General features: G+C 51.5%; 27 protein-coding genes and 1 pseudogene. 21 read left to right on the top strand and 7 right to left on the bottom strand.

From position 1 onward, the window contains the following. The first annotated feature begins 648 nt into the window (after positions 1-648). Together HX884_RS18620 and HX884_RS18615 are read left to right on the top strand one after the other, a co-directional pair. On the top strand, positions 649-816 hold the full coding sequence (locus HX884_RS18620) for an AlpA family transcriptional regulator (protein ID WP_044593897.1): 168 nt from the start codon (positions 649-651) through the stop codon (positions 814-816). A gap of 229 nt (positions 817-1,045) precedes the next feature. Continuing rightward, entirely contained in the window at positions 1,046-2,044 is a 999-nt protein-coding gene (locus HX884_RS18615) for a hypothetical protein (RefSeq protein WP_015386466.1), read from the top strand. Here HX884_RS18615 and HX884_RS18610 read toward each other — a convergent pair. Next, complete coding sequence (locus HX884_RS18610; protein ID WP_007869714.1) at positions 2,041-3,000, bottom strand: hypothetical protein; 960 nt, start codon at positions 2,998-3,000, stop codon at positions 2,041-2,043. The genes HX884_RS18615 and HX884_RS18610 overlap by 4 nt on opposite strands. Positions 3,001-3,081: 81 nt before the next feature. Between HX884_RS18610 and HX884_RS18605 the strand changes: the two genes are divergently transcribed. The 11 genes from HX884_RS18605 (at position 3,082) to HX884_RS18555 (ending at position 8,812) form a co-directional block, all read left to right on the top strand. Beyond that, positions 3,082-3,966: a GTPase family protein gene (locus tag HX884_RS18605; protein ID WP_007869717.1), complete on the top strand. Its 885-nt coding sequence runs from the start codon at positions 3,082-3,084 to the stop codon at positions 3,964-3,966. Positions 3,967-4,226: 260 nt separating this feature from the next. Then, entirely contained in the window at positions 4,227-4,964 is a 738-nt protein-coding gene (locus HX884_RS18600) for a DeoR family transcriptional regulator (RefSeq protein ID WP_044593432.1), read from the top strand. A 56-nt stretch (positions 4,965-5,020) separates the two neighbouring features. After that, the gene (locus HX884_RS18595; protein WP_007869719.1) at positions 5,021-5,293 is read left to right on the top strand and encodes a hypothetical protein; all 273 of its coding nucleotides are present in this window, start codon (positions 5,021-5,023) and stop codon (positions 5,291-5,293) included. A gap of 43 nt (positions 5,294-5,336) precedes the next feature. After that, positions 5,337-5,633 (top strand): hypothetical protein, encoded by a 297-nt coding sequence (locus HX884_RS18590; RefSeq protein WP_015386464.1) that lies wholly within the window; start codon positions 5,337-5,339, stop codon positions 5,631-5,633. A 126-nt stretch (positions 5,634-5,759) separates the two neighbouring features. Next, a complete protein-coding gene (locus HX884_RS18585) occupies positions 5,760-6,581 on the top strand; it encodes a DUF932 domain-containing protein (RefSeq protein WP_007869723.1) in 822 nt (273 codons plus the stop codon). 23 nt (positions 6,582-6,604) lie between these two features. Next, positions 6,605-6,844 carry a DUF905 domain-containing protein gene (locus HX884_RS18580; protein WP_007869725.1) on the top strand — a complete coding sequence of 80 codons (240 nt, stop codon included), beginning with the start codon at positions 6,605-6,607 and terminating at the stop codon, positions 6,842-6,844. Between the two features lie 103 nt (positions 6,845-6,947). Next, positions 6,948-7,406 carry an antirestriction protein gene (locus HX884_RS18575; RefSeq protein ID WP_178328598.1) on the top strand — a complete coding sequence of 153 codons (459 nt, stop codon included), beginning with the start codon at positions 6,948-6,950 and terminating at the stop codon, positions 7,404-7,406. A gap of 15 nt (positions 7,407-7,421) precedes the next feature. After that, a complete protein-coding gene (radC, locus tag HX884_RS18570) occupies positions 7,422-7,898 on the top strand; it encodes a DNA repair protein RadC (protein WP_013098171.1) in 477 nt (158 codons plus the stop codon). 8 nt (positions 7,899-7,906) lie between these two features. Continuing rightward, positions 7,907-8,134, top strand: coding sequence for a DUF987 domain-containing protein (locus HX884_RS18565; RefSeq protein WP_013098172.1), 228 nt, complete (start codon positions 7,907-7,909; stop codon positions 8,132-8,134). 13 nt (positions 8,135-8,147) lie between these two features. Beyond that, complete coding sequence (locus tag HX884_RS18560; protein ID WP_007869729.1) at positions 8,148-8,465, top strand: type IV toxin-antitoxin system YeeU family antitoxin; 318 nt, start codon at positions 8,148-8,150, stop codon at positions 8,463-8,465. A gap of 20 nt (positions 8,466-8,485) precedes the next feature. Further along, the gene (locus HX884_RS18555; protein WP_007869731.1) at positions 8,486-8,812 is read left to right on the top strand and encodes a TA system toxin CbtA family protein; all 327 of its coding nucleotides are present in this window, start codon (positions 8,486-8,488) and stop codon (positions 8,810-8,812) included. A 207-nt stretch (positions 8,813-9,019) separates the two neighbouring features. On the opposite strand, the gene HX884_RS18550 is transcribed toward HX884_RS18555, so the two are convergent. Then, the gene (locus HX884_RS18550; protein WP_013098174.1) at positions 9,020-10,399 is read right to left on the bottom strand and encodes a diguanylate cyclase; all 1,380 of its coding nucleotides are present in this window, start codon (positions 10,397-10,399) and stop codon (positions 9,020-9,022) included. 311 nt (positions 10,400-10,710) lie between these two features. Here HX884_RS18550 and lpxP point away from each other — a divergent pair, with 311 nt between their 5' ends. Together lpxP and ypdK are read left to right on the top strand one after the other, a co-directional pair. Then, on the top strand, positions 10,711-11,631 hold the full coding sequence (gene lpxP, locus HX884_RS18545) for a kdo(2)-lipid IV(A) palmitoleoyltransferase (protein ID WP_178328599.1): 921 nt from the start codon (positions 10,711-10,713) through the stop codon (positions 11,629-11,631). 357 nt (positions 11,632-11,988) lie between these two features. Next, the gene (gene ypdK, locus HX884_RS27565) at positions 11,989-12,060 is read left to right on the top strand and encodes a membrane protein YpdK (RefSeq protein WP_099458937.1); all 72 of its coding nucleotides are present in this window, start codon (positions 11,989-11,991) and stop codon (positions 12,058-12,060) included. A gap of 55 nt (positions 12,061-12,115) precedes the next feature. Here the strand turns inward: ypdK and alaC are convergent, their stop codons facing one another. After that, the gene (gene alaC / locus HX884_RS18535) at positions 12,116-13,351 is read right to left on the bottom strand and encodes an alanine transaminase (protein WP_178328597.1); all 1,236 of its coding nucleotides are present in this window, start codon (positions 13,349-13,351) and stop codon (positions 12,116-12,118) included. Positions 13,352-13,737: 386 nt separating this feature from the next. Here alaC and HX884_RS18530 point away from each other — a divergent pair, with 386 nt between their 5' ends. Together HX884_RS18530 and HX884_RS18525 are read left to right on the top strand one after the other, a co-directional pair. Continuing rightward, positions 13,738-15,435 carry a sensor histidine kinase gene (locus HX884_RS18530; protein WP_032618314.1) on the top strand — a complete coding sequence of 566 codons (1,698 nt, stop codon included), beginning with the start codon at positions 13,738-13,740 and terminating at the stop codon, positions 15,433-15,435. A 13-nt stretch (positions 15,436-15,448) separates the two neighbouring features. Further along, positions 15,449-16,180: a LytTR family DNA-binding domain-containing protein gene (locus HX884_RS18525; RefSeq protein WP_178328596.1), complete on the top strand. Its 732-nt coding sequence runs from the start codon at positions 15,449-15,451 to the stop codon at positions 16,178-16,180. Between the two features lie 31 nt (positions 16,181-16,211). Here the strand turns inward: HX884_RS18525 and glk are convergent, their stop codons facing one another. Beyond that, positions 16,212-17,177 (bottom strand): glucokinase, encoded by a 966-nt coding sequence (glk, locus tag HX884_RS18520; RefSeq protein ID WP_013098181.1) that lies wholly within the window; start codon positions 17,175-17,177, stop codon positions 16,212-16,214. Positions 17,178-17,382: 205 nt separating this feature from the next. Here glk and HX884_RS18515 point away from each other — a divergent pair, with 205 nt between their 5' ends. Further along, on the top strand, positions 17,383-18,618 hold the full coding sequence (locus tag HX884_RS18515) for an ion channel protein (protein WP_178328595.1): 1,236 nt from the start codon (positions 17,383-17,385) through the stop codon (positions 18,616-18,618). Here HX884_RS18515 and ipdC read toward each other — a convergent pair whose 3' ends face one another. Then, on the bottom strand, positions 18,619-20,277 hold the full coding sequence (ipdC, locus tag HX884_RS18510) for an indolepyruvate decarboxylase (RefSeq protein ID WP_040022340.1): 1,659 nt from the start codon (positions 20,275-20,277) through the stop codon (positions 18,619-18,621). A gap of 184 nt (positions 20,278-20,461) precedes the next feature. On the opposite strand from ipdC, the gene HX884_RS18505 reads away from it, so the two are divergent. Beyond that, the gene (locus tag HX884_RS18505; protein WP_178328594.1) at positions 20,462-21,460 is read left to right on the top strand and encodes an aldo/keto reductase; all 999 of its coding nucleotides are present in this window, start codon (positions 20,462-20,464) and stop codon (positions 21,458-21,460) included. A gap of 125 nt (positions 21,461-21,585) precedes the next feature. Further along, positions 21,586-21,942: a DUF2502 domain-containing protein gene (locus tag HX884_RS18500; protein WP_178328593.1), complete on the top strand. Its 357-nt coding sequence runs from the start codon at positions 21,586-21,588 to the stop codon at positions 21,940-21,942. Positions 21,943-21,975: 33 nt separating this feature from the next. On the opposite strand, the gene HX884_RS18495 is transcribed toward HX884_RS18500, so the two are convergent. Continuing rightward, a complete protein-coding gene (locus HX884_RS18495; RefSeq protein ID WP_038984362.1) occupies positions 21,976-23,214 on the bottom strand; it encodes an Nramp family divalent metal transporter in 1,239 nt (412 codons plus the stop codon). Positions 23,215-23,563: 349 nt separating this feature from the next. On the opposite strand from HX884_RS18495, the gene HX884_RS18490 reads away from it, so the two are divergent. Continuing rightward, positions 23,564-24,751, top strand: a complete 1,188-nt coding sequence (locus HX884_RS18490) for a NupC/NupG family nucleoside CNT transporter (protein ID WP_013098187.1) — start codon at positions 23,564-23,566, stop codon at positions 24,749-24,751. Positions 24,752-24,795: 44 nt separating this feature from the next. Here HX884_RS18490 and HX884_RS18485 read toward each other — a convergent pair. After that, a pseudogene (locus HX884_RS18485) lies at positions 24,796-25,011 on the bottom strand (EAL domain-containing protein); the annotation flags it as partial. Positions 25,012-25,081 lie beyond the last annotated feature (70 nt).

Below are 25,081 nucleotides of genomic sequence, written 5' to 3'. Positions count from 1 at the left end.
GCTTATGAAGACATTACTAACATCGGGGTGTACTAATCAACGGGGAGCAGGTCAGAGTCAATAGCCGATTTAGGTCACAGCACTCAATCTGTAATGTTTCCAGCACTACATTAGTCAGCCTTGTAACAAGCAGCAGGTAACACCTGTCGCAACTTACTGCGGTGGTATAGCTGATGCCTTCCATTCAACATGCAATCAATGTTCAGCAATCTGCAGCAAGATGTTGTTTGATATAGCTGTCCATATATCGGTTACGCTGACTTTAAATATATCTTTAATTTTTATTTATTTGGTTTGATTGGCTGGGTTTTTAATTAATGTTTGAATTTATATTCCAATCTTGATCTGTTTGTAAGATTTAAATACTAGTAAATGCTGCGTGGGTAGCAACCTGAATCTTACCATTTTTACTTTAATGGCAGGTCTCATTTGATCATTTTGCATGATCAACTTAGGCGGTTTTATCGGAGCATCTTACAAAGACTACACCATCAATCGTTTCCTCCCCTCTAGTTCGCAACTGAAGTGAATTGTCAAGACAATTTCTAGAGCGATCTTTTGCCTGCACTTTGTGGCCCTATACAGCCAGTATCTTGCGAAAGGGCGGCACATCAGGAGAACAGTGTGGAAAGAAGTGAAAACAATGACATGCAACTTGTAGATATGAAGTGGATCGCAGCAACGCTGAAAGTCACTGATAAATGGATTTATAAGCAAATTCAGGACGGAGAATTTATGAAGCCAATAAAACTTGGCAGAAGTTCTCGTTGGAGGCTAAGTGACATACACGAATGGTTGGAAAACCGCGTGAAGTGAACATGGACGGTATGTAATGGCAATATGTTGCAGAAAAGGGTGCAAAGAGAATATAGCATCTATTAGCTATGAATATGGTGTCAGGCTTTGTTATATCCACTTTAATAGACGGAAGGAATTGAGCCGAAAAAGGAATGTAAAGAAAGACATTCGCTGTAAAGTTTGTGGTGCTAATTTCTCTGAAACGAGAAATAATAAATTTTGCTCAAATAAATGCAAAGGGATTGGTATGAGAACCCTTAAGGATTCTGATAAAACTGAAATCCATAATCACTCGTACTGGCTTAACACAGAGGGGTTTATTAAAAACAATCCATTGCAATTGAATTCAATTAACGGTCTTGAGGATATCGCCAACATCATTTCACTATACCGAATTAAATCCCGATTACAGATTCCATGTAGCCATTTTTTGAAAAAGAAAATACGAGGCAACTGCAAAAAAAATGAACACAAACTAACTCCATTTATTAAGCTGGATTTAAGTCATAAGTATCCAAATTCAAAAGGAGGGATGAATGTACCAGAGAACATTATGATTGCACCTTCATTTATAAACAAAATGAATAAAGATAAAATCCCTGAAAATGATGCTTTTGAGATGTTTAATGGTCATTCTCTAAGTAAGAAAAGGAAGGATATGCCGCATAGTCTCATCAATTCTATCGTTAGAAATTATTCAGACGATGAAGTTAATGCATTGTTTTGTAAAATTGGCAAGCTGCCAAGAATAAAAAATGGACAAAGCAGATATTTAAATGCTGACGCAGTTTTCAACCAGGTTTTTATTTTTGATCTATTGAATGCGGAACTGATTCGCTTAAAAGAAAGAACCATCCTTTATTGTCTGAAATACATATGTAAGCTTTTTCGAAACAAAATAATTAAGTTTAAAGGTAAGCGTGTCACTTTTATTACCTGCTACTTTGATATGATTGCACTTGCTTTCTTTCATGCTTATTTGCGAGGCGATCCTGAACGCTTTTTATCCAGAATTAAGAGGTTCGTGTGGGTAATGGAAAATGGGAAGAAAACAATGTTAAGGGTACGTGCGCTTTTTTCTTCACTATCTCTGTTTAGGCGGTATTGTAAAAAACACCTGTCAATATCTGTTAGCGATCCTGCGTCTGCTAAAGAGAGTATATTAGACATTTATGCGAAGTTTTTTGCGGTTAAACCCTCCTACATTTCCGATGAGGGCTATCCGAGGTGGATTCGCAAATGCTAGTGAGGTGTGAATTCATTATTATCAAGTTCATCGCTAAGTATATCCATGAAATAATCGATCGCGTTCTTGATATTACGCAACTCAGTGCCTGAGGAATTAAGTGAGTTGTTTATTTCAGTGTTTTTTAAGATTACGCCTTTAGCTGCGCTCAATATTAAAGCATCGATGATAACGAATGTGTCAAGTGTGAGCAATTTCCTTTTTATTGTTTCAAAACTCAGCCAATTATCTATATCATTTTGCACTTGTTTTGGATATGACTGCCTTTCGAGTTTGATGATGCCTGCAATTTGGCTGGAGAGAATATAATCAGAGTAACGAAGATCAATTGTAATCCATAAATTAGATAAAGAGGCCATTTCAGTTGAGTAAGGATAATTATCTGGAATGATTTGGCTGGTCAGATGATTGATTTTATTAAAAACAGAGCTTAACTCAGGATTGGCGCTTCGGGCATTAGGGTAATCATTAGGAGTGAAGGGGAAGCATGCATGGCATGCTTCAAGAAAACGCATGTGCTCCTTTATACTGGGATGTGCATTTCTGGATTCATTAAAAATCCTTTCAAAGGTAAGTTTTTGCACAGCCTGTCTGGGGTTTTGTTTCCAGATAATTAAATCCACATTGTCTTGCTTTAAAATATCAAGGTTTTCGATGCGTGTTGACAACGTTTTTAACTTTTCCTTATTTGAATCGTTTTGCATGAATTTGTTTCGCAGAGTTCTCTTTTGGCTGTCAGAAAGCTTTTTATTATCAAACTCCATGCTGTTTATTTCCATGCGTTTGATTGCTCTTTCACAGTTAAAGAATAACTCTCTGCAGTAGAATGCATTCATTAACTCTTCTTTTTTATAGGTTGATATACGCCTGGAGTATAGTGCTTTGTTCTTTTTAATGAATTCCAGAACTTCTTTTTTTGCTTTTTCTTGATTGTGACTTTTCATTTTTTTATTCACGATTTAAATTTTCTTTAAATATATATCACCAGATTGACAGAGGCAAGCGATGCTTTCTTAATCAATTGATAAGGTGACATAATGAAATGCAATAAAGAATTAAATCAGCTGTATTCGCCACTTAGTCTGCTGCCCAGCAATGTTGCAGAGGAAGTCACTAAACGTCTGCACGACATTATTCATTACCAGCCCATCATCGGCATAATGGGAAAGACTGGTGCTGGGAAGTCGAGTTTGTGTAACGCACTGTTTCGCAGCACGGTCTCGGCCGTCAGTCATACCACTGCGTGTACCCGTGAGCCACAGCGTTTTACGCTGCAGGCAGGTGAACGCCAGGTGACGCTGATTGATCTGCCCGGGGTGGGCGAAAGCCCGGAGCGGGATGAAGAGTATCAGGCACTGTATCAACGTATCTGGCCGGAGCTGGACCTGGTGCTCTGGCTGATTAAAGCCGATGACCGGGCACTGACCCCCGACTGTGATTTTTATTTTCGGATGCTGTCACCAGGCAGTGCTGGGAGGGATAAGGTGCTGTTTGTCCTGACCCAAGCCGATAAAATCGAGCCTTCCCGTGAATGGAGCGGCTTTCTTAATCAACCTTCAGAGCAACAGTTAAAACACCTGAAGGAAAAGCAGCGCGCGGTGTGCTCGTTATTCAACCACCCGGCACTCCCGGTGATCACCGTATCAGCAGCCACTGGCTGGCATCTGCCTGAGCTGGTGGAGGTGCTGTTTCGCTCACTGCCTGCCCGCGCCAGCAGTGCCGTCAGTTCGGTCATCAGACCACAATACCGCACGCAAAAAATTGAGGCGCAGGCGCAACAGGATTTTGGCGATACGGTCAGCGACGTGATGACACACACCCTGTCGGAGCTGTCCCTTCCCTCCGCAGTGAATGCGGTGGTCAGTACCGTGATTAGTGCGGTGGTCTCTGTTGCCCGCAGTGTCTGGCGGTTTTTCTTCTGACGGCTGAAATGCCGTTATCCCGTGAGCAAATGCACCACTATGTGTGCACCTTGCATTCGCTCTCCGTTTGCCGGACACACCCTGTCCATTTTAGGTGTGGTGTATCCGGTTAAAAAACAGACTGAATACAGTCAGTGCCGCAGCCCGTACGGTACTGACGGGTGATAAAAATATTTTTCGCCCTGTCCATACCCTGACCCTCCCCCTGTTTACAGTAATCACATCTTTTTCAATACGTTCATCACGATGGAGAACATGCCATGTCACAGACTGAGCACCGCTATGACCGACTGGCGGTCAGACTGTCTCTCATTATCAGTCGTCTGCTGGCAGGCGAAACACTGAGCGTGAAGACACTGGCAGTCGAGTTTGGTGTCTCGGTACGCACCCTGCGCCGCGATTTTCGTGAGCGGCTGATATATCTGAACCTTGAGTACCGTCATGGGCACTGCCGATTGTTGTCAGATCCCGGTATGGCACAGCGTGCCCCGGGAACCCTGTGCTTTATGCGCAATGTTGGGCTTCAGCAGGTGTTTCCAGAAACGGACCTTCGCTTGGTAAACACGCTAACGGACAGTGAGGATATCTCATCCTGTCTGGTCTGGCAGGAGGACGCCGAAAGCGCCCCCGTCCGCCCCGGTCTCTTTTCCCGACTGGTCGATACCATCATTCAGCAGCAGTGCATCCGGGAACTGGCTGACGGTGTGCGGGCTGAACACCTGGCACCGTACCGGCTTATTTTCCTTGAGGGAGCGTTGTATCTGGTCGGTGAGCAGCACGGAAGGAGCGTTGTTCTGCCGCTGTCCGGGATCACCGCCATCACCGTCCTGAGTGAGGGCTTCGAGCGTCGTGATACGGTATGTCAACTCACCCGTCAGGTGGCCTTCATCCGGGCGCTGCCTCATTTCCCGGTCATGCACGACGTGATGGCTGCATCCCATTCTGCGCCACCTTTAACAGAGGAGAAGAGCCCTGCTGCAACTAACACGACGGGGTGACCATCAGGCCATCCCTTTCATTGTTGTCTATTACCTACTTAATAAGGAAACACCGTATGCATCCGCGTTATCGTCGCATGATTGCCAGCGCCCTGGCCCTCAGCAGTGTCAGTCTTTTTATCCCCACCGTAGCCCAGGCTGGATACAGTGATTACGAGGCATTCCGTCTGGTCAGAACGGAGAACAGCGCCGCGGGCGGGGCACAGAAAATCTGCACGTATCAGAGTATGGTCACCCGAAAATATGTCCAGTTGGACATGCCCTATACCTGCCAAGGCATGATGTTTCGCAACCGGAACGACGGGCTGTTTTACGACAGAACAAACTAACTCACTGAGTTTATGGAAATTGCCATGTTTAAGGAGGGCTGCTATGCCTTTGAGCCTTTGTCTCAGCCTGTCAACCCTAGTGGGGCTGATTATCACGGTTGTTGATACCCGTATTGTCGGGTTCGGGTATTCAGCATGGGCCGCCGTGCTGCAGTGTGTCCTGCCGGGCCTGGGCGTCTGGCTGGGTAATCTCATCCGAAAATGGATCATGCCGGATGCGGTTTACGGAAGTACCGGTGCCGTCATTCAGGCCCGTCTGCTCTGGGCGGTATTGCCCCAGTTTATTGGCTGGTTCATCGGATTTATGGTCGCCATGAGCATACTGGGTATCCGGGCCTGAGCCTCCCGCGACAAACTCAACGACGGGTATTCCCCCTTCCGCACACTTTGCTGTTTAACCCCCTACCACGGCCTGCTCAGTTGAGCAGGCCGTTTTCGTTTGTTTTTTTCTCACAGGAGTCTCGCCATGACCCGATTAGCCAGCCGCTTTGGTGCGGTAAATCTTATTCGCCGTGACCGTCCGTTAACCCGTGAGGAGTTAATGCATTATGTACCGAGTGTGTTCAGCGAAGACAAGCATGAGTCCCGAAGTGATCGTTATACCTGTATTCCGACCATTACCCTTCTCGATAACCTTCAGCGCGAAGGCTTCCAGCCATTTTTTGCCTGCCAGACCCGGGTTCGGGACCAGAGCAAGCGAGAGCACACCAAACACATGCTGCGCCTGCGTCGCGAAGGCCAGATCACTGGCAAACAGGTCCCTGAAATCATCCTGCTTAACAGTCATGACGGCTCCAGCTCATACCAGATGCTGCCGGGGCTGTTTCGTGCAGTCTGCCAGAACGGGCTGATTTGCGGTGAGAGTTTTGGTGAGGTACGTGTGCCACATAAAGGCAATGTGGTGGAGAAAGTCATTGAAGGGGCTTACGAAGTACTGGGGATATTCGACCGTGTGGAGGAGAAGCGCGATGCCATGCAATCGCTTTTGTTACCGCCACCAGCACAGCAGGCACTGGCCAAAGCGGCGCTCACGTACCGCTTTCGCGAAGACCACCAGCCGGTGACGGAATCACAGATACTTTCCCCACGCCGCTGGCAGGATGAGAGTAACGACCTGTGGACCACCTACCAGCGCATTCAGGAGAATCTGATTAAGGGCGGTCTGCCGGGCAGAACGACCAAAGGCAAGCGAGCTCATACCCGTGCGGTAAAGGGGATTGACGGGGACGTGAAGCTCAACCGGGCGCTCTGGGTCATGGCGGAGAATATGCTGCACCTAGCGTCCTGACACGCTGACTATCCGGAGCCACCATGACTGAATCGTTAACCCTGCCTCCCGGTTCGTTCTCACGTCAGCAGGCCGAAACCCTTATCCGTCTGTACCGTAATATCACCATTGAAGACGACCAGGGCAGTCACTTCCGCCTGGTGGTTCGCGACACCGAAGGCCGGACGGTCTGGCGGGCATGGAACTTTGAACCGGATGCCGGTGAAGGTCTTAACGGCTACATCCGGCAGTATGGCATCCACAAAGACACCGTTACCCGCTGACCCCGAAGCATTTACCCGCGACATCTCACCTTCCCGAACACGCTTTGTTAACCCCATACGCCAGCCCTCGCCGCTGGCGTTTTTTATTGACGGAGACATATCCATGACAACGCAGACGCAGTACGACCTCGCACCCGCTAACCAACCCGAATTTGAACTGACCGTCACGCCAGTCCCCGATGAACAGCGTATCGATTTCTGGCCGCAACACTTCGGCAGCATACCGCAGTGGCTAACCTTGGAGCCGCATATCTTCGCCTGGATGGACCGCTTCTGTACGACCTACGGCGGTGGTATCTGGTCGTTCCACACCCTGAGCAACAGCGGGGCATTTATGGCCCCCGAGTATGACAGTGACGATAAATGGCATCTGTTTAACTGTCTGAATGGCAACGATGCAGATATAAGTGCAGAAGCCGCCGGTATCGCGGTCTGCCTGATTGAATACAGCCACCATGCCTGTCGCACCGAATGCGATGCAATGACCGCACACTTCTACCGCCTGCGGGACTACGCCCTGCAGCATCCTGAAGCCCACGCCATTCTGCGTATCATCGACTGACCGGAGGAACAACGAATGAAACAGCTTTCCTTTTTACCCGGCGAGATGACGCCACACGACCGGCGTCTCATCCAGCGGGCGCTCAGGGCGCTGGACCGGCACCTGCATGAGCCCGGCGTGGCCTTCACCTCCACCCATGCTGTCCGTGAATGGCTGCGACTGCATATGGCCGCACTTGAGCGGGAAGCGTTCCGGGTGCTGTATCTGGACAACCAGAATCAGTTGATTGCCCATGAAACGCTCTTCACCGGCACGATTAACCGCACTGAAGTCCATCCCCGGGAAGTGGTCAAACGTGCTCTGCATTTCAACGCGGCGGCGGTGATACTGGCGCATAACCATCCTTCCGGTGAGACAACACCCAGCCAGGCTGACAAAGCCCTCACGCAGCGACTGGTGCAGGTGCTTCAGCTGGTGGATATCCGCGTCCCTGACCACCTGATTGTTGGCGGCAGGCAAATCTATTCGTTCGCAGAACACGGTCTGTTGTGAGGTATGACATGAAAATTATCAGTAAACGCCGGGCAATGACGATATACCGCCAGCATCCTGAGTCCCGGATCTTTCGCTACAGCAGCGGAAAATATCAGTGGCACGGCAGCGTCTGTCATTACACCGGCAGGGACGTTCCGGATATCACCGGAGTCCTCGCGGTATACGCCGAACGCCGCCAGGACCGCAACGGGCCTTATGCCTGCCTGATGAGTATTACCCTGAACTTACAATAAAAGGAGAGCCCCCATGACCCACATCATCTGGGGCCTGCAGCGGGCTATCACGCCGCGCCTGGGAGCCCGTCTGGTACAGGAGGGCAACCGGCTGCACTACCTGGCTGACCGGGCCAGCATCACCGGTATGTTCAGTGACGCCGAATGCCGGAAGCTGGATGACACATTCCCACACTTTATCCGCCAGATGGAATCGATGCTGACCACCGGTGAACTCAGCCCCCAACATGCCCACTGCGTCACCCTGTACCACAACGGTTTTACCTGTGAAGCCGACACCCTTGGCAGTTGCGGCTACGTATACATCGCCATTTATCCCACTCAGCGTTAATTACCTTCACGAGAGCAAACATGAAAACTTTACCTGCAACAACTCAGCGGGCAGCGAAGCCCTGCCTGTCACCCGTGGCTGTCTGGCAAATGTTACTGGCGCGTTTGCTGGAACAGCACTACGGTCTGACAATAAACGACACCCCATTCAGCGATGAAGTTGTTATACAGCAACATATCGATGCCGGTATCACCCTGTCAGATGCCGTGAATTTTCTGGTGGAAAAATACGAACTGGTCCGTATCGACAGGAAGGGATTTCGCTGGCAGGAACAATCCCCTTACCTTCGGGCTGTCGATATTCTGAGGGCAAGACAGGCAATAGGTCTTTTACGAGGATCTCATTGAGATATGGTAAGATGAAGTTTTCGAGTACGATATCTATTAAGCGGAATCGAACCAAAGACGGTTAGTTATTATTCAATGAATTCTGTCAAAATAACTTTTGGGGGCCTTATTGGGGGCCCCTTAACTTTATTAACAACAAATAAACCTTAACTATCAACAAATAAACCATACATATTCGAAGTCTGCAGGGCACTTTGATAGTAAACATCACTGCGCTTTCCATAACTCCACGCAGTTTCGCCCCCGTCGTTTTGCCCCATACAACGCCTCATCCGCAGCCTGAATCAGACGTTCGTAATCAGGATGACCATTAAACATGGCCGCCCCAATCGAAAGCGACAACGGTATTGGCTCGCCTGTCGGGGAATGAACCTTAATTTTTTCCACGCGTCGGCGGATCCGCTCGGCAATGCGCAGGGTATCGGCTTCGGTGATTTCCGTTAGCACAATCAAAAACTCATCTCCGCCATAGCGGAAGACATAGTCACAGGTGCGAACGTTGTCATAAAACGCCCCGGCAACCTTTCTTAATATTTCATCTCCCGTGTTGTGCCCCCAGGTATCGTTGATTTGCTTGAACTTATCGACATCAATAAGCAACACCGACAGCGGCGTACCAGAACGACTTGCCTGGGTAATTTCACGTTTAAAAATGGTTGGCAGGAAGCGACGGTTAAGCAGACGAGTGAGCACATCCACGCCCACCTCGTGCCGGGCTACCTCATCAAACAGCTCATGCAGCAGGGTCACGATTTGCGAGAAGGTCGTTCGCGTCAGCCGCAAAAATTGCACCTGCCGCAGCCTGTCGTGAAGGGCATCGTCTGTCTGACGAACGTCATGAAAAGCCGCGTCGAACTCCTGGATAAGACGAGAGATATGCCCTGCTTCGGCAATACCACTGAAGTAGTGACGTCCCTTATGACTGAACCACAGCCCAAAGTCGGACTGCCCGAGCGGCCGGCTGTTGTCGATGCTGGAGTCCAGCATCACTTTATAGAGCAGCGACAGTTCCCACGTCAGCAATGCGGCGGTCTGCCGTTCCTTCTCGACTTCCGCATTTTCCATCAGCGAGAAGATTCGATAGTTCTCGTCCTCTTTTGCCGCATTGTTCTCGCTGAAGACATACGCGCGCGACATCACCTCCATTGCCAGATCAATGCTGTTAATGGCGTAGTGATAGATGCTTAACTTGGTCTCAGAAGGGTGTGGTGTGGCATTAATAAGAGGTAACAACAGCTTTTTCAGGATCCGGAAACCCATCTCAACCAGGTCGACTGATATACCTATTCGGGCGTGAACATCGGCGGCGCGCTGCTGAGCCCGCATCTGTTCATCAACCTGTTCAACCCGGCAGGAGAGAACATCAACAAGCCAACGGCGCAGCGCTTCCTGCAGCTGCCTTTCAACCTGCTCAGTGGTCAGAAACTCCGCTGCATGAGGGTCGGCCAGGACCACACGATAAAACTCCGTAATCAGACCAGAAGCATGATCGCTGGCCAGTTGCGCAGTAAGTTGATGAACGAGGGGATCCGTTTCATTGATTAACTGAATCCACTCATCCCTTACGGTTTGTAAATAGGTTTCCATTTACACCCTCCAGGGGAGATCGTTAGCTTGTCCGACGGGAATTAAGCGCCCGGATTCACCGTCTGGCATGCGTGATAATCAACAACAGCAACAAAATCAACACCCTTTCCAGGTGCCGCTTTTTTAATCAAAAACGAGTAATAGCACATATCGTATAACGGTGCTACAATACGCCGCCCACCCAACGTCAGCAGTGGTCAGGCAACGCCGTAAAGATCGGTAAAGCCTGCAACCATGACCTTGTCCAACGGTCTAATTGGCACGTGGTATCGCTTTATGCGTTACTTTCAAAGGCTTTACATAGGTTCACTATTTTGTCTCAATCCCACTTCAAACGTGCGTTTTTACACCCGCGTTACTGGTTTACATGGTTTGGTCTTGGCGTACTCTGGCTTCTGGTTCAACTTCCTTATCCTGTGATCCGCGTACTGGGCTCCAGGCTCGGCAGCGTGTCCCGCCACTTCCTCAAACGTCGTGAATCTATTGCCCGTAAAAATCTCGAACTGTGCTTTCCCCAGTATAATGCGCAGCAGCGCGAAACACTGATTGCCGAGAACTTTAAATCTATCGGCATGGCGTTGCTTGAAACCGGCATGGCCTGGTTCTGGCCTGATGAGCGCGTCCGCAAATGGTTTGACGTGGAAGGTCTCGAAAACCTGAAACGCGCGCAAATGCAAAACCGTGGCGTGATGGTAGTTGGTGTCCACTTTATGTCGCTGGAGCTGGGCGGCCGAGTAATGGGGCTTTGTCAGCCGATGATGGCCACCTACCGCCCGCACAACAGTCCGCTGATGGAGTGGGTACAAACCCGTGGTCGCATGCGTTCCAATAAGGCGATGATCAGCCGTAACAATCTGCGCGGTATGGTCGGCGCCCTGAAGAAAGGCGAAGCCGTCTGGTTTGCACCCGATCAGGACTACGGACGTAAAGGCAGCAGTTTTGCGCCCTTCTTTGCGGTTAAAAATGTCGCCACCACCAACGGCACGTTCGTGATTTCGCGTCTGTCAGGCGCCGCAATGCTGACCGCGACAATGGTAAGAAAGGTTGATAAATCTGGCTATCGTCTGCACATCTCTCCGGAGATGGCAAACTATCCGGAAAATGAATGCGAAGCCGCAGCGTTCATCAATAAAGTTATCGAGACCGAAATTATGCGCGCGCCGGAGCAGTATCTGTGGATGCATCGCCGTTTCAAAACGCGGCCGCATGGCGAAGCGTCTCTCTATATTTAATGTGGAGAAAGGTTAGTTTCGCTAAGAAACTAACCTTTTCAATCACCTGTAATCACCCTGAGTAATTGTCTTTTCTTGCCGTCGCTCAACGTGGATTTATTGCGCTCTGAAATCAAACTGTCGCCGTTCCACGACACCCGTAAGTTACGGAAAGTATTTAAAAAAATGCCTCTTGTCACCCCTCATTTTTAGGCGTACATTAGCGCCGTCTGGCAACAGGAAAGCACAGAATTCTGAGCTGGAGTTTGCATCGTAACGGGATAATTCTCATTTCCGTCTCAGGCAAATGTCAGTTCTCTATAATCAGGTGGACTCTGTTTTTAAGTGCGTACCAGAAGATACGCGGAGCGATGAAACGTGAAATATTTCTTTATGGGCATTTCGGTGATTGTTTTAGTGTGGGCCGGAACCTTCGCCCTGATGATCTAGCGAAGAACATGCAGTCAAAAAAACAGGAGCCGTTGGCTCCTGTTTTTTTATGTCATTAAGATTCGTGCTGTTCAGCGGCACTCTTTGATGCGAGAAGCCCGTCGGCGCGGAACATACTCTTAATGCCCCTCACCGCCTGACGAATACGGTCGCTGTTTTCTATCAGCGCGAACCGTACATGGGTATCGCCATAATCACCGAAGCCAATGCCCGGCGAGACGCAGACTTTCGCGTCCTGCAACAGCTTTTTGGCAAACTCCAGTGACCCCATCGCCGCGTAAGGCTCAGGGATTTTTGCCCAGACATACATTGACGCTTTCGGCATTTCCACCAGCCAGCCAGCCTCATGCAGCCCTTTCACCAGCACATCGCGACGGCGTTTATACTGGGCGGCAATATCATGAACACACTGCTGATCGCCTTCCAGCGCGGCGATAGCGGCCACCTGCAATGGGGTAAAAGTGCCGTAATCGTGGTAACTCTTAATACGCGCCAGTGCACTCACCAGCGTTTTGTTACCCACCATAAAGCCAATACGCCACCCCGCCATGTTGTAGCTTTTCGACAGGGTAAAGAACTCCACCGCCACATCACGTGCGCCCGGAACCTGCATAATGGAAGGCGCTTTCCAGCCGTCGTACACAATATCGGCGTAGGCTAAGTCGTGTACCACCAGCACATCGTAACGCTTCGCCAGTGCGACGACTTTCTCAAAGAAGTCGAGTTCTACACACTGCGCCGTAGGGTTAGACGGGAAGCCGAGGATCATCATCTTCGGTTTCGGATAGCTTTCGCGAATCGCACGTTCCAGCTCGTTAAAGAAATCGACCCCTTCCACCAGCGGCACAGAGCGAACCTGCGCCCCGGCAATCACCGCGCCGTAAATATGGATGGGATAGCTTGGATTAGGCACCAGCACCGTATCACCATGATCCAGCGTAGCCAACATCAGGTGCGCCAGCCCCTCTTTCGAGCCAATGGTGACAATGGCTTCACTTTCCGGATCGATGTCAACCTGATAGCGATCCCGGTACCAGCGAGAGATCGCGCGACGTAATCGAGGAATGCCGCGAGAGGTGGAGTAACCGTGCGTATCCGGGCGCTGGGCGACCGTGCAGAGCTTCTCAACAATATGCGCAGGCGTTGGGCCGTCAGGGTTACCCATGCTGAAATCGATAATATCTTCGCCGCGACGACGCGCAGCCATCTTCAGTTCAGCAGTGATATTGAAAACATAAGGGGGGAGACGATCGATACGCGTAAAACGGCGTTCAGGACTGAATTCAGCCATAGATTCCTCAGATTAACGTTAGCGCCCGGACCGTCCGAGCGACGCTGCCACTTATGTGGCGTGTTTAGAAAATAACCTGAAAAAAAACATGCTGTCGAGGGGTTAAGCAAAAAAAAGATGTCGCGTTAAAAACGGGAACCTTCAGATACCGAAAGCGGAAGCGTTCCTGCTTATTGTGCAATTTTAATACCCAGTATTTAACATGATGATATCAAAGCTGTTACCTTGCCGTTCTCCAGGAGTAAAAAAACTGGCATCTTCAGGAAGCCACTCTCAATCCCCTTTGAAGATTATGGTTTTTCCTCATTTGATAAACCCGACGGATAGCTGGTCAACAGGCGTCAGGTTTTTTATCATTGGGCTTTCCTCTTTTCGCTGGTCGACTCGTGCACGAAATATTCGATATGCTGCTGGCGGTTTTTGACCGTGCGGCATTAATGCTGATTTGCCTGTTTTTCCTCATTCGTATTCGCCTGTTCCGCGAGCTTTTGCACAAGTCCGCCCACTCGGCAAAAGAGCTGCTGGCCGTTACCGCCATCTTTTCACTGTTCGCCCTGTTCAGCACCTGGTCCGGGGTGCCGGTAGAAGGGTCGCTGGTCAACGTGCGTGTTATCGCCGTGATGTCCGGTGGGATCTTGTTTGGCCCCTGGGTGGGCATTATTACGGGTCTCATTGCCGGGACACATCGTTACCTGATAGATATCGGCGGCGTGACGGCGGTGCCGTGTTTTATCACCAGCATCATCGCCGGTGTCCTTTCCGGCTGGATTAACCGCAAAATACCGAAAAAGCAGCACTGGCGCGCCGGGATCATCGCGGGCATGCTGTGCGAAACGCTGACCATGGTTCTGGTGGTCGTCTGGGCTCCCACCATCGCGCTGGGGCTGGATATTGTCTCTAAAATCGGTATTCCGATGATCCTCGGCAGCGTCTGTATCGGTTTTATCGTGCTGCTGGTGCAAAGCGTTGAAGGGGAAAAAGAGGCCAGCGCCGCACGTCAGGCCAAGCTGGCGCTGGATATCGCCAACAAAACGCTCCCGCTCTTCCGCCATGTTAACGCCGAATCCTTACGTCAGGTCTGCGATATCATCCGTCGCGATATTCATGCCGATGCCGTGGCCATTACCAATATCGACCACGTCCTGGCCTATGTTGGCGTGGGTGAGCATAACTATCAGGACAGTGATGACACCATCAGCCCCACCACCAGGCAGGCGATCAATTACGGTAAAATCATCATTAAAAACAATGATGAAGCCCACAGAACCCCAGAAATTCACTCCATGCTGGTGATCCCGCTGTGGGAGAAAGGCGTGGTGACAGGAACCCTAAAAATTTACTACTGCCACGCGCACCAGATCACCTCCTCCCTGCAGGAGATGGCCATCGGGCTGTCGCAGATTATCTCTACCCAGCTGGAGGTCTCCCGCGCGGAACAGCTGCGCGAGATGGCAAATAAGGCAGAGCTGCGCGCGCTGCAGAGTAAAATTAATCCTCATTTTCTGTTTAACGCGCTGAATGCGATCTCCTCGTCCATTCGACTTAATCCGGATACCGCGCGTCAGCTGATTTTCAATCTGTCACGCTATCTGCGCTACAACATTGAGCTAAAAGATGACGAGCAGATCGACATTAAAAAAGAGCTTTATCAGATCAAGGATTACATTGCGATTGAGCAGGCGCGCTTTGGTGACAAACTCACCGTCATTTACGATATTGATGAAGAGGTCAACTGTGTGATCCCAAGCCTGCTGATCCAGCCGCTGGTTGAGAACGCTATCGTCCATGGGATTCAGCCGTGTAAAGGGAAAGGGGTGGTGACCATCAGCGTGACCGAAAGCGGCAACCGCGTACGGATTGCCGTGCGTGATACTGGCCACGGAATTGATCCTAAAGTCATTGAGCGCGTTGAGGCCAACGAGATGCCGGGGAATAAGATTGGGCTGCTGAATGTCCACCACCGGGTCAAACTGCTGTACGGCGACGGGCTGCATATTCAGCGCCTTGAACCGGGCACCGAGATCGCCTTTTATATCCCGAATGAACGCTCTCCCGTTCATGCGTCTACATCCCTGTTGCCTTAGGCCGGAGTAACCCGTGAAAGTGATCATTGTAGAAGATGAGTTTCTGGCTCAACAGGAGCTGAGCTGGCTCATCAAAACGCACAGTCAGATGGAGATCGTGGGCACGTTTGACGATGGTCTGGACGTGCTGAAGTTTTTGCAGCATAACCGCGTTGACGTCATTTTTCTTGATATCAACATTCCGTCGCTGGATGGCGTATTACTGGCGCAAAACATCAATCAGTTTGCCCATAAGCCGTTTATTGTCTTCGTCACCGCCTGGAAGGAGCATGCGGTTGAAGCCTTCGAGCTGGAGGCGTTTGACTATATCCTTAAGCCTTACCAGGAGTCACGCATCGTCACCATGCTGCAAAAGCTGGAGGCCGCGTGGCAACAGCAGAACGCCCCTGTCACCGCAAGCCCCGCAGTACGTGAGAACGACACGATTAACCTGGTGAAGGATGAACGTATCATCGTGACGCCGGTTAACGATATCTACTATGCCGAAGCCCATGAAAAGATGACGTTTGTCTATACGCGGCGGGAATCGTACGTGATGGCGATGAACATTACCGAGTTTTGCAGCAAGCTGCCGACAGCGCATTTCTTCCGCTGTCACCGCTCGTTTTGTGTGAATTTAAACAAGATCCGCGAGATCGAGCCGTGGTTTAACAACACCTACATTTTGCGCCTGAAGGATCTTGATTTTCAGGTGCCAGTGAGCCGCAGCAAGGTTAAAGAGTTCCGCCAGTTAATGCACCTGTAAATCCCCTCTCCCGCAAGAGAGGGGCTGGGTTTTAGAGGATCTGGCCGAGCACCTGACGCAGGTGGGCGCCCGAGCCAAGTAAACCCGGGTTGTCGTGCACAATCAGATAAACAGGAATGTCTTGCACGTAGCTTTTAAAACGTCCTTTGTCTTCGAACCCGCCGCGGAAGCCTGACGCTTTGAAGAACTCCAGGAAGCGCGGCACAATGCCACCAGCAATGTAAACGCCACCGAAGGTGCCAAGCGTAAGCGCCAGGTTGCCACCAAAACGCCCCATGATCACGCAGAACAGCGACAGTGCGCGACGGCAGTCGATGCAGCTGTCTGCCAGTGCGCGCTCGGTCACGTCTTTCGGCTGCAGATTTTCCGGCAGACGGCCGTCAGACTTCACAATGGCACGATACAGGTTTACCAGCCCCGGGCCGGAAAGCACGCGCTCAGCCGACACGTGGCCGATCTCAGCGCGTAGCTCTTCCAGAATAATGCCCTCTTCTTCGCTGTTCGGTGCAAAGTCCACGTGGCCACCTTCACCCGGCAGACTCACCCAGCGCTTATCAACATGAACCAGATGCGAAACGCCCAGCCCTGTACCGGCACCGTATACGGCAATCGGCTTGCCTTCTACCGGGGCAGTACCGCCAAACTGAGTCAGGTGCTCTGGCTTCAGCATCGGGATGGCCATCGACACCGCAGTAAAGTCGTTGATGATTTCCAGATGTGCAAAGCCGAGGTTTTTTTTCATCTCGGCGATGGAAAATGCCCAGGTATGGTTGGTCATCGCGACCCAGTCGCCGGTAATCGGGCAGGCAATCGCGATACAGCCATCGTCAACGCTGACCTTGTGCTCTTCCAGATAGACGCGTACAACGGCCTCAAGGCTGGGGTAATCCAGCCCTGAATAGGTTTTCGCCTGGGAAATTTCACCGCTACTTACATCGCATAATGCCAGGCGCGCGTTAGTGCCGCCCACATCTCCTACCAAAGCATACTTTGTCATTCTTCTACTGCTCCGCTAAAGTCAGAATAAATCTTTGGAACACTGTAAATTCAAGGCGTGATAACAACAACGACCGGAAGGTGAATGCCCCGGGATTATCGATCTTCGTCACAGAATAACTTTACCGTTTCAGCACCTTTTGCACTATTGCCACAATGCTGATTGTGCAAAGTAACGTAATACCTTTTTGTACAAGGAAATTATCATGCTCCACCCGCGAGCCAGAACCATGCTGTTGCTGGCAATCCCGGCCTTAATTATTGGTATTGTCTCAAGCCTGGTGCTTATCGTCGTGATGAAAGTCGCCTCGGTGCTGCAAACGATGTTATGGACTGCGCTTCCGGCTCAGGTGGGTATCAGCGTTGATTCGCCGGCATGGATCATCATGATGCTGACCCTGACGGGGGTTGCGGTGGGTCTGGTGATCCGCTTTAGCCCAGGGCACGCCGGGCCTGATTCGGCGCTGGAACCGCTGATTGGTGCTCCGGTCGCACCTGCAGCGCTGCCAGGGCTCATTATCGCGTTGATTATCGGTCTGGCGGGCGGCGTTAGCCTGGGGCCGGAACACCCGATCATGGCGGTCAACATCGGTCTGGCGGTGTATCTCGGCTCACGCATTTTACCCCGCGTCGGGGCCCTGGACTGGACGATTCTGGCATCGGCTGGCACCATTGGCGCGCTCTTCGGCACGCCGGTCGCGGCCGCGCTGATTTTCTCGCAGACGCTCTCCAGCAATAACGACGTGCCGCTCTGGGATAAACTCTTTGCGCCACTGATGGCCGCCGCGGCCGGTGCGCTCACCACCAGTCTGTTTTTCAATCCACACTTCTCGCTCTCCCTTCCCCACTACGGCCAGATGCAGATAGCCGATATATTCAGCGGTGCGGTTGTGGTCGCTATTGCCATTGCGCTGGGGATGATCGCCGTATGGTGTCTGCCGCGTCTGCACCGGCTGGTGCATAAGCTCAAACATCCGGTGCTTATCCTCGGGGTTGGCGGATTGATCCTCGGCATATTAGGGGCCATCGGCGGTAAGGTAACGCTGTTTAAAGGTCTGGATGAGATGCAACAGCTGGCCTTCAGTCAGATGTTTAGCGTGTCCGATTATCTGCTGTTTGCGCTCATAAAGCTGGCTGCGCTGGTGGTGGCGGCAGCGTGCGGTTTCCGTGGCGGACGGATTTTCCCGGCGGTCTTTGTTGGCGTCGCGTTGGGGCTGATGCTGCATGAACATGTGGATGCGGTTCCGGCGGCGATTACCGTCTCTTGCTCTATTCTGGGGCTGGTATTGGTGGTGACACGTGATGCCTGGCTGAGCCTGTTTATGGCCGCGGTGGTGGTTCCGGATACTACTCTCATCCCGTTACTTTGCATCGTGATGTTGCCCGCCTGGCTCCTGCTGGCGGGCAAACCGATGATGATGGCCTGGCGTAACGACAAGTGATCAGGCGTTGTTACGCGCTTCCAGCGCTTTGGTAATCGCCCCTAACAGCGGTGGGATATCCGCTTTGGGTAGCATCACTTCAATCAGTGATAGTCGCTCGTGGTGTGCCACTTTTTCGAGCACCTCCGCCAGCTGTTCCGCTTCACTGACCCGCCAGCACTGTGCCTGAGGATCCAGGCTCAGTGCCTGCGGAATTTGCGTCCAGTTCCATAAGGCAATGTCGTTATAGCGCTGTTCCGGTCCGTGAATGGCCCTTTCTACGGTGTACCCTTCATTGTTGAGCACCAGGATAATGGGGTGCTGTTTATCACGCAGCATCGAGCCCAGTTCCTGAATGGTCAACTGCGCGGCGCCATCCCCCGTGAGCACAATGACGCGCCGGTCTGGACAGGCGGTTTGGGCACCATACGCCGCGGCCAGGGTGTAGCCAATGGAGCCCCACAGCGGCTGGACGATAAAATTCACGTCTGCAGGCAGACGCAGATCGATCGCACCAAAGGCTGACGTCCCCTGGTCGGCAAGAATAATGTCACCCGGGCGAATAAAGGTTTGCAGGGTGCTCCAGAAATTCTCCTGAGTGAGCGAGCCCTCGGATTGCGGGAAGGCGATACCGCTGTGAGAGACTGGCACCAGGGTATCGTGGACATACTGTTTGCAGAGAGCCACCAGCGTCTCGATCGCGTCAGACATAGGGATACCGGTAAACCAGACATCCCCCACCCGTGCGGCATGGGGCTGCACTTCTATCGTTTGCGCCTGCGTCAGCTGATGGGTAAACCCCGCCGTCAGGGTATCGGTAAAACGCGTGCCAATGCACAGTACCGTATCCGCCCCTTCGATGGCCTCTTTTACCGCCCCGACGCTTGCAGAACCACTGTACGTGCCATAAAAACCGGGCTGGCGTTCGTCAAAAATGCCCTTGCCCATCAGCATGGTGGCGTGGGCAATGGGCACCTCTTTCACCCACTTCTGCAGGGCATGTTTCATGCCGTGGCGCAGGACCAGGAAATCGGCCAACAGCGCGGTACGCTTGCTTGTTTTCAGCCTGCTCTCGGCGGCGTCTCGGAACGCTTTCAGGCAGGCGTTATCGGCATGCGCGGTCTTAAACGTGAGAGCGTTTACAGGCGGCGTGGCTGATTTTTTAGCCACATCAGCAGGCAGCATCAGGTAGCCTGGACGTCGCTCCCGTAGCATGGTTGTTAACACTCTGTCGATTTCGTAGCAGGCGTTTTGTTCGGTCAGGATCGCCTGCGCGACCGTGATCGGTTCACTCATATGGTAGAAGTGACGGAACTCACCATCACCCAGCGTGTGGTGCAGCAGCTCCCCTTTTTGTTGTGAGGCCGTACCCGGTGCCCCCACAATGTGTAACACCGGAACATGCTCGGCAAAGCTGCCGGCCATGCCGTTCATGGCACTTAATTCCCCTACGCCAAATGTTGTCAGCAGCGCGGCGAAGCCCTTACATCGGGCATATCCGTCAGCGGCATAAGATGCGTTTAGCTCATTGGCACAGCCCACCCAACAGATATCCGGGCTGTCGATGACATGATCGAGAAACTGCAGGTTATAGTCGCCCGGCACGCCAAACAGATGATCGGCACCACAATCTGTAAGACGGTCCAGCAGGTAATCGGCGACGCAGTACGGGGTTCGCATAACAGGTGTCCTTCTGACGTTGACCTCACTTTGAGTATTAAATAAGCGTGATGGCTGTCCAGAAATGGCAGAAAGAAGAGTATGGAAAGAATGCTTTACAAAAAAGGCTGCGCTATGCTCTGTTTTTTCGCATCAGTGTAAACGCATACACTGTTCTTACTTTTTAGCGCCAGAGGTCATGAGAATGCACTATCAGCCAGATAAAAACCGTTATCAGACAATGCTGTATCGTCGCTGTGGGCAAAGTGGCGTTAAATTATCCGCCGTCTCTCTTGGGCTCTGGCACAACTTCGGTGACGCCACGCTTATCGAAAACAGCCGTCAACTTTTACAGCGCGCGTTTGATCTTGGTATTACACACTTCGACCTTGCCAATAACTATGGTCCGCCTCCCGGTTCCGCCGAGCGCAATTTCGGCCGCATTTTGCAGGAAGATTTTCTGCCGTGGCGCGATGAGCTGATCATCTCGACGAAAGCGGGCTATACCATGTGGGACGGCCCTTACGGTGACTGGGGATCGCGCAAATATCTCATCGCAAGCCTGAATCAAAGTCTGAAACGTATGGGGCTGGAGTATGTCGATATCTTCTACCACCACCGTCCAGACCCGGAAACGCCGCTGCAGGAGACAATGAAAGCGCTTGACCATCTGGTGCGTCAGGGGAAAGCCCTGTATGTCGGTTTGTCCAATTACCCGGCCGAGCTTGCACGGCAGGCTATCGACATACTCCATGACCTCGGCACGCCGTGTCTGATCCATCAGCCGAAATATTCAATGTTTGAACGTGCGCCGGAAGCGGGCTTGCTGGACGTTTTGCAGGAAAAAAGTGTCGGCTGCATTCCGTTCTCGCCGCTGGCGGGTGGTCAACTGACCGATCGTTATCTGAACGGCATTCCGGCAGACTCCCGTGCCGCGAGCGGGAGTAAGTTCCTGAACCCGGATCAGATAACCCAGGAGAAACTGGAAAAAGTCAGAAGACTGAACGCGCTGGCAGAAAGCCGGGGACAGAAGCTGTCTCAGATGGCGCTGGCCTGGATTTTGCGCCACGAGACGGTAACTTCCGTACTGATTGGCGCCAGTAAAACCGGGCAAATAGACGATGCAGTGGGCATGCTGGAGAACCGCCATTTCACGGCGGAAGAGCTGGCCACCATTGACGGGATCCTGAACAGCTCAAAATAAATCCTGTTTTAGCAAAAAGTGCTATCACGTCTGAATTCGGAGTTGAGGCGATGAAACGAGGCTTTCCCAACTCGTAAAATTGCGTTAACAGGCCCCCTAAAGCCCCGATCGTGAAGGAGAAGAGTATGTTCAGGTCACTGATTCTTGCAGCGGTATTCCTGGCTTCGGCCCCGCTGGTCGCCACTGCTGGCGAAATCACCCTGTTGCCATCAGTAAAATTACAAATTGGCGATCGTGACGACTACGGCAGATACTGGGACGGTGGCTACTGGCGCGACCGTGACTACTGGCACCGTCACTATGAGTGGCGCGGCGACCGCTGGTGGAAACATGATAATGGTTTGCACCGCGGCTGGTACAAAAACAACGCCTACGAGCGTGGTTATCGCGAAGGCTGGGACGACCGTGATGACCGCCGTGGCGGCTGGGATCGCGGCGGTAAAGGTCGCGGTGGACATGGTCACGGCCACGGTCGTCACTAATCTAAAAAAGGAGCCTCCCGGCTCCTTTTTCTTTTATAACCCCAATGCCGTGCCTATCAGTAACCACAGGTTCAGCGCCACTACCACAACCACGATGACCCATCCGGTCCGTTTCACCAGCGTGGTGTTAACCAGTTCGCCCATCAGATGTTTGTTGCTGGTAAAGATCAGCAGCGGCACCAGCGCAAGTGCGATCCCGAAGCTCAGCAGCACCTGGCTCATGACCAGAATGCGTGTTGGGTCCAGCCCCATCAGGATCACCACAAATGACGGCAACATTGTGACGGTGCGACGTACCCACAGCGGTATATGGAAGCGGACGAACCCCTGCATGACCACCTGCCCGGCCAGTGTTCCCACCACCGTAGAGGAGAGACCTGCCGCCACCAGGCTTAAGCCAAATATGGTCGCAGCCGCATGGCTCAGTAACGGCTCCAGCGTCAGATAGGCCTGATCGAGATCGGCAATGCCGGTGTGACCGTTAAAGTGGAACGCTGCGGCAGCGGTTGCCATCATCGCCAGATTCACAAAACCGGCAATCGTCATGGCGATAGCCACATCCCATTTGGTTGCCGAATAGCGTTCTTTGCGCGTCCCCCCGTGCAGGTGCTGGGTTAACGAGGAGTGAAGGTAAATCACATGTGGCATGATGGTCGCCCCCAGCACCCCGGCGGCGAGGAACACCGCTTCAGAGGTTGGCAGGCTTGGGATTACCATCCCTTTACCGAGCTGCGCCAGGTTAGGCTGCGAGAAAATCAGTTCGACAATATAGGCCGCAGCGACAAACAGCAGCAGGCCGCCGATGACTTTTTCCAGCGGTTTTTGCCCCCGACGCTGCAGCATCAGAATAAGGAAGGTGGCAATGCCGGTAAGCACCGCCCCCTGCAGCAGTGATACGCCGAGGATCAGCTTGAAACCAATTGCCGCACCAATGAATTCGGCAAGATCGGTTGCCATCGCAATGATTTCCGCCTGGATCCAGTACAACCATACCGCCGGGCGCGGGTAATGATCGCGAATCTGTTCCGCCAGGTTTTTACCGGTGGCAATACCCAGTTTCGCGGAGAGCATCTGAATCAGCATAGCCATCAGGTTAGCCCAGACAACCACCCACAGAAGCTTATAGCCAAAGCTGGCCCCGGCCTGAATATTGGTCGCAAAATTGCCTGGATCGATATAGCCAATGGCAGCGATGAACGCAGGTCCCATTAATGCGAACCGCAACTTGCGCGCTGCTCTGCCACTGCTACCCTCTACGCGACTGTTTGTCATTTCTGCCTCTGAAATATAGCCTTTGCTATGTTTAATGCTATCAAAATGAGAATGATTATCAAGATCATTTGTAATGGTTGCAGTGATTTCTCTGATAGCTTTGAACGATAGACAGGCGGGTAAGCGGGGGCGCTCTAACAGAAACCGAAATCGCGCGCTCTTTTGTGAAGACTAGCACACAAACTTAACTTTTCACTCATTTACCTAACATAACAAAAATGTATTGTGGATCACTATTTTTGAGACTCGTCACAGGATGTAACTATAGTGTGTCCTTGATCTCGTTTTCTTTTCGGTTGTTACATAGAATGTGCACGAAAATTAAACCTGCCTCATATTTGGAGCAAATATGGACCGCGTCCTTCACTTTGTCCTGGCACTCGTTGTCGTTACTGCGCTTGCGTTGCTGGTCAGCCATGACCGTAAAAAAATCCGCATTCGCTTTGTTGTTCAGCTTCTCGTTATTGAAGTTTTGCTCGCGTGGTTCTTCCTGAACTCCAACGTGGGGCTTGGCTTCGTAAAAGGCTTCTCCGAAATGTTCGAAAAACTGCTCGGATTCGCCAACGAAGGGACGAACTTTGTCTTCGGTAAAATGAACGACGAAGGGCTGGCGTTCTTCTTCCTGAAAGTACTTTGCCCAATCGTCTTCATCTCTGCGCTGATCGGTATTCTGCAACACATCCGTGTTCTGCCGATTGTGATCCGCGCCATTGGTACCGTACTGTCCAAAGTTAACGGTATGGGTAAGCTGGAATCATTCAACGCCGTCAGCTCCCTGATTCTGGGCCAGTCAGAGAACTTTATCGCGTATAAAGATATTCTCGGCAAGATGTCCCGTAACCGTATGTACACCATGGCCGCAACAGCAATGTCCACCGTTTCCATGTCTATCGTGGGCGCGTATATGACCATGCTGGAACCAAAATATGTGGTTGCTGCTCTGGTGCTGAATATGTTCAGTACCTTTATCGTGCTGTCACTGATCAACCCATACCGTGTTGAGGAAGGCGAAGAGAACCTGCAGATGGCAAATCTGCACGAAGGTCAGAGCTTCTTTGAAATGCTGGGTGAATATATTCTGGCGGGCTTTAAAGTGGCGATTATCGTTGCCGCGATGCTGATCGGCTTCATCGCCCTGATCTCTGCCCTGAACGCCCTGTTCGCCGCAGTTCTGGGCATCTCCTTCCAGGGCATCCTGGGCTACATCTTCTACCCTGTTGCCTGGGTGATGGGTGTCCCTGCTCACGAAGCGCTGCAGGTTGGTAGTATCATGGCGACCAAACTGGTTTCTAACGAATTCGTTGCAATGATGGATCTGCAGAAAATCGCCAGCACGCTCTCTCCACGTGCGGAAGGCATCCTGTCCGTGTTCCTGGTTTCCTTCGCGAACTTCTCGTCCATCGGTATCATCGCCGGTGCGATTAAAGGTCTGAACGAAGAACAGGGTAACGTTGTTTCTCGCTTCGGTCTGAAACTGGTTTACGGCTCAACGCTGGTGAGCGTACTGTCAGCGTCTATTGCAGCACTGGTACTGTAACCCGTCACGTTATATGAGAACCGGGAGCCTGGCTCCCGGTTTTTTTATGCCTGCAGTGCGTCAAGCGGCGTCGGTTTGCCTATCAGGTATCCCTGCAGGTAATCCACACCAAAGCGCAGCAGCATGTCACGTTGCGCCGGCGTCTCCACATATTCAGCCACCACACTCAGTGATTTGGTTTTTGCCAGATTACAAATCGACTGCACAATCATCGCGTCCATGTCGTCGGTACAGATATCTTTAACAAAGCAGCTGTAGATTCAATTGGTCAACGCAACAACCATGTGAAAACATGTGGTTGCGGAGGATCGTTTGATGAAACGTACATTT

Origin of the sequence: Enterobacter sp. SECR19-1250, from assembly GCF_013391025.1 — a bacterium.
Taxonomy (GTDB): Bacteria; Pseudomonadota; Gammaproteobacteria; order Enterobacterales; family Enterobacteriaceae; genus Enterobacter; species Enterobacter cloacae.
Note: the sequence above shows the minus strand (reverse complement) of the source record. Positions and strands in the feature narration are given on the sequence as shown.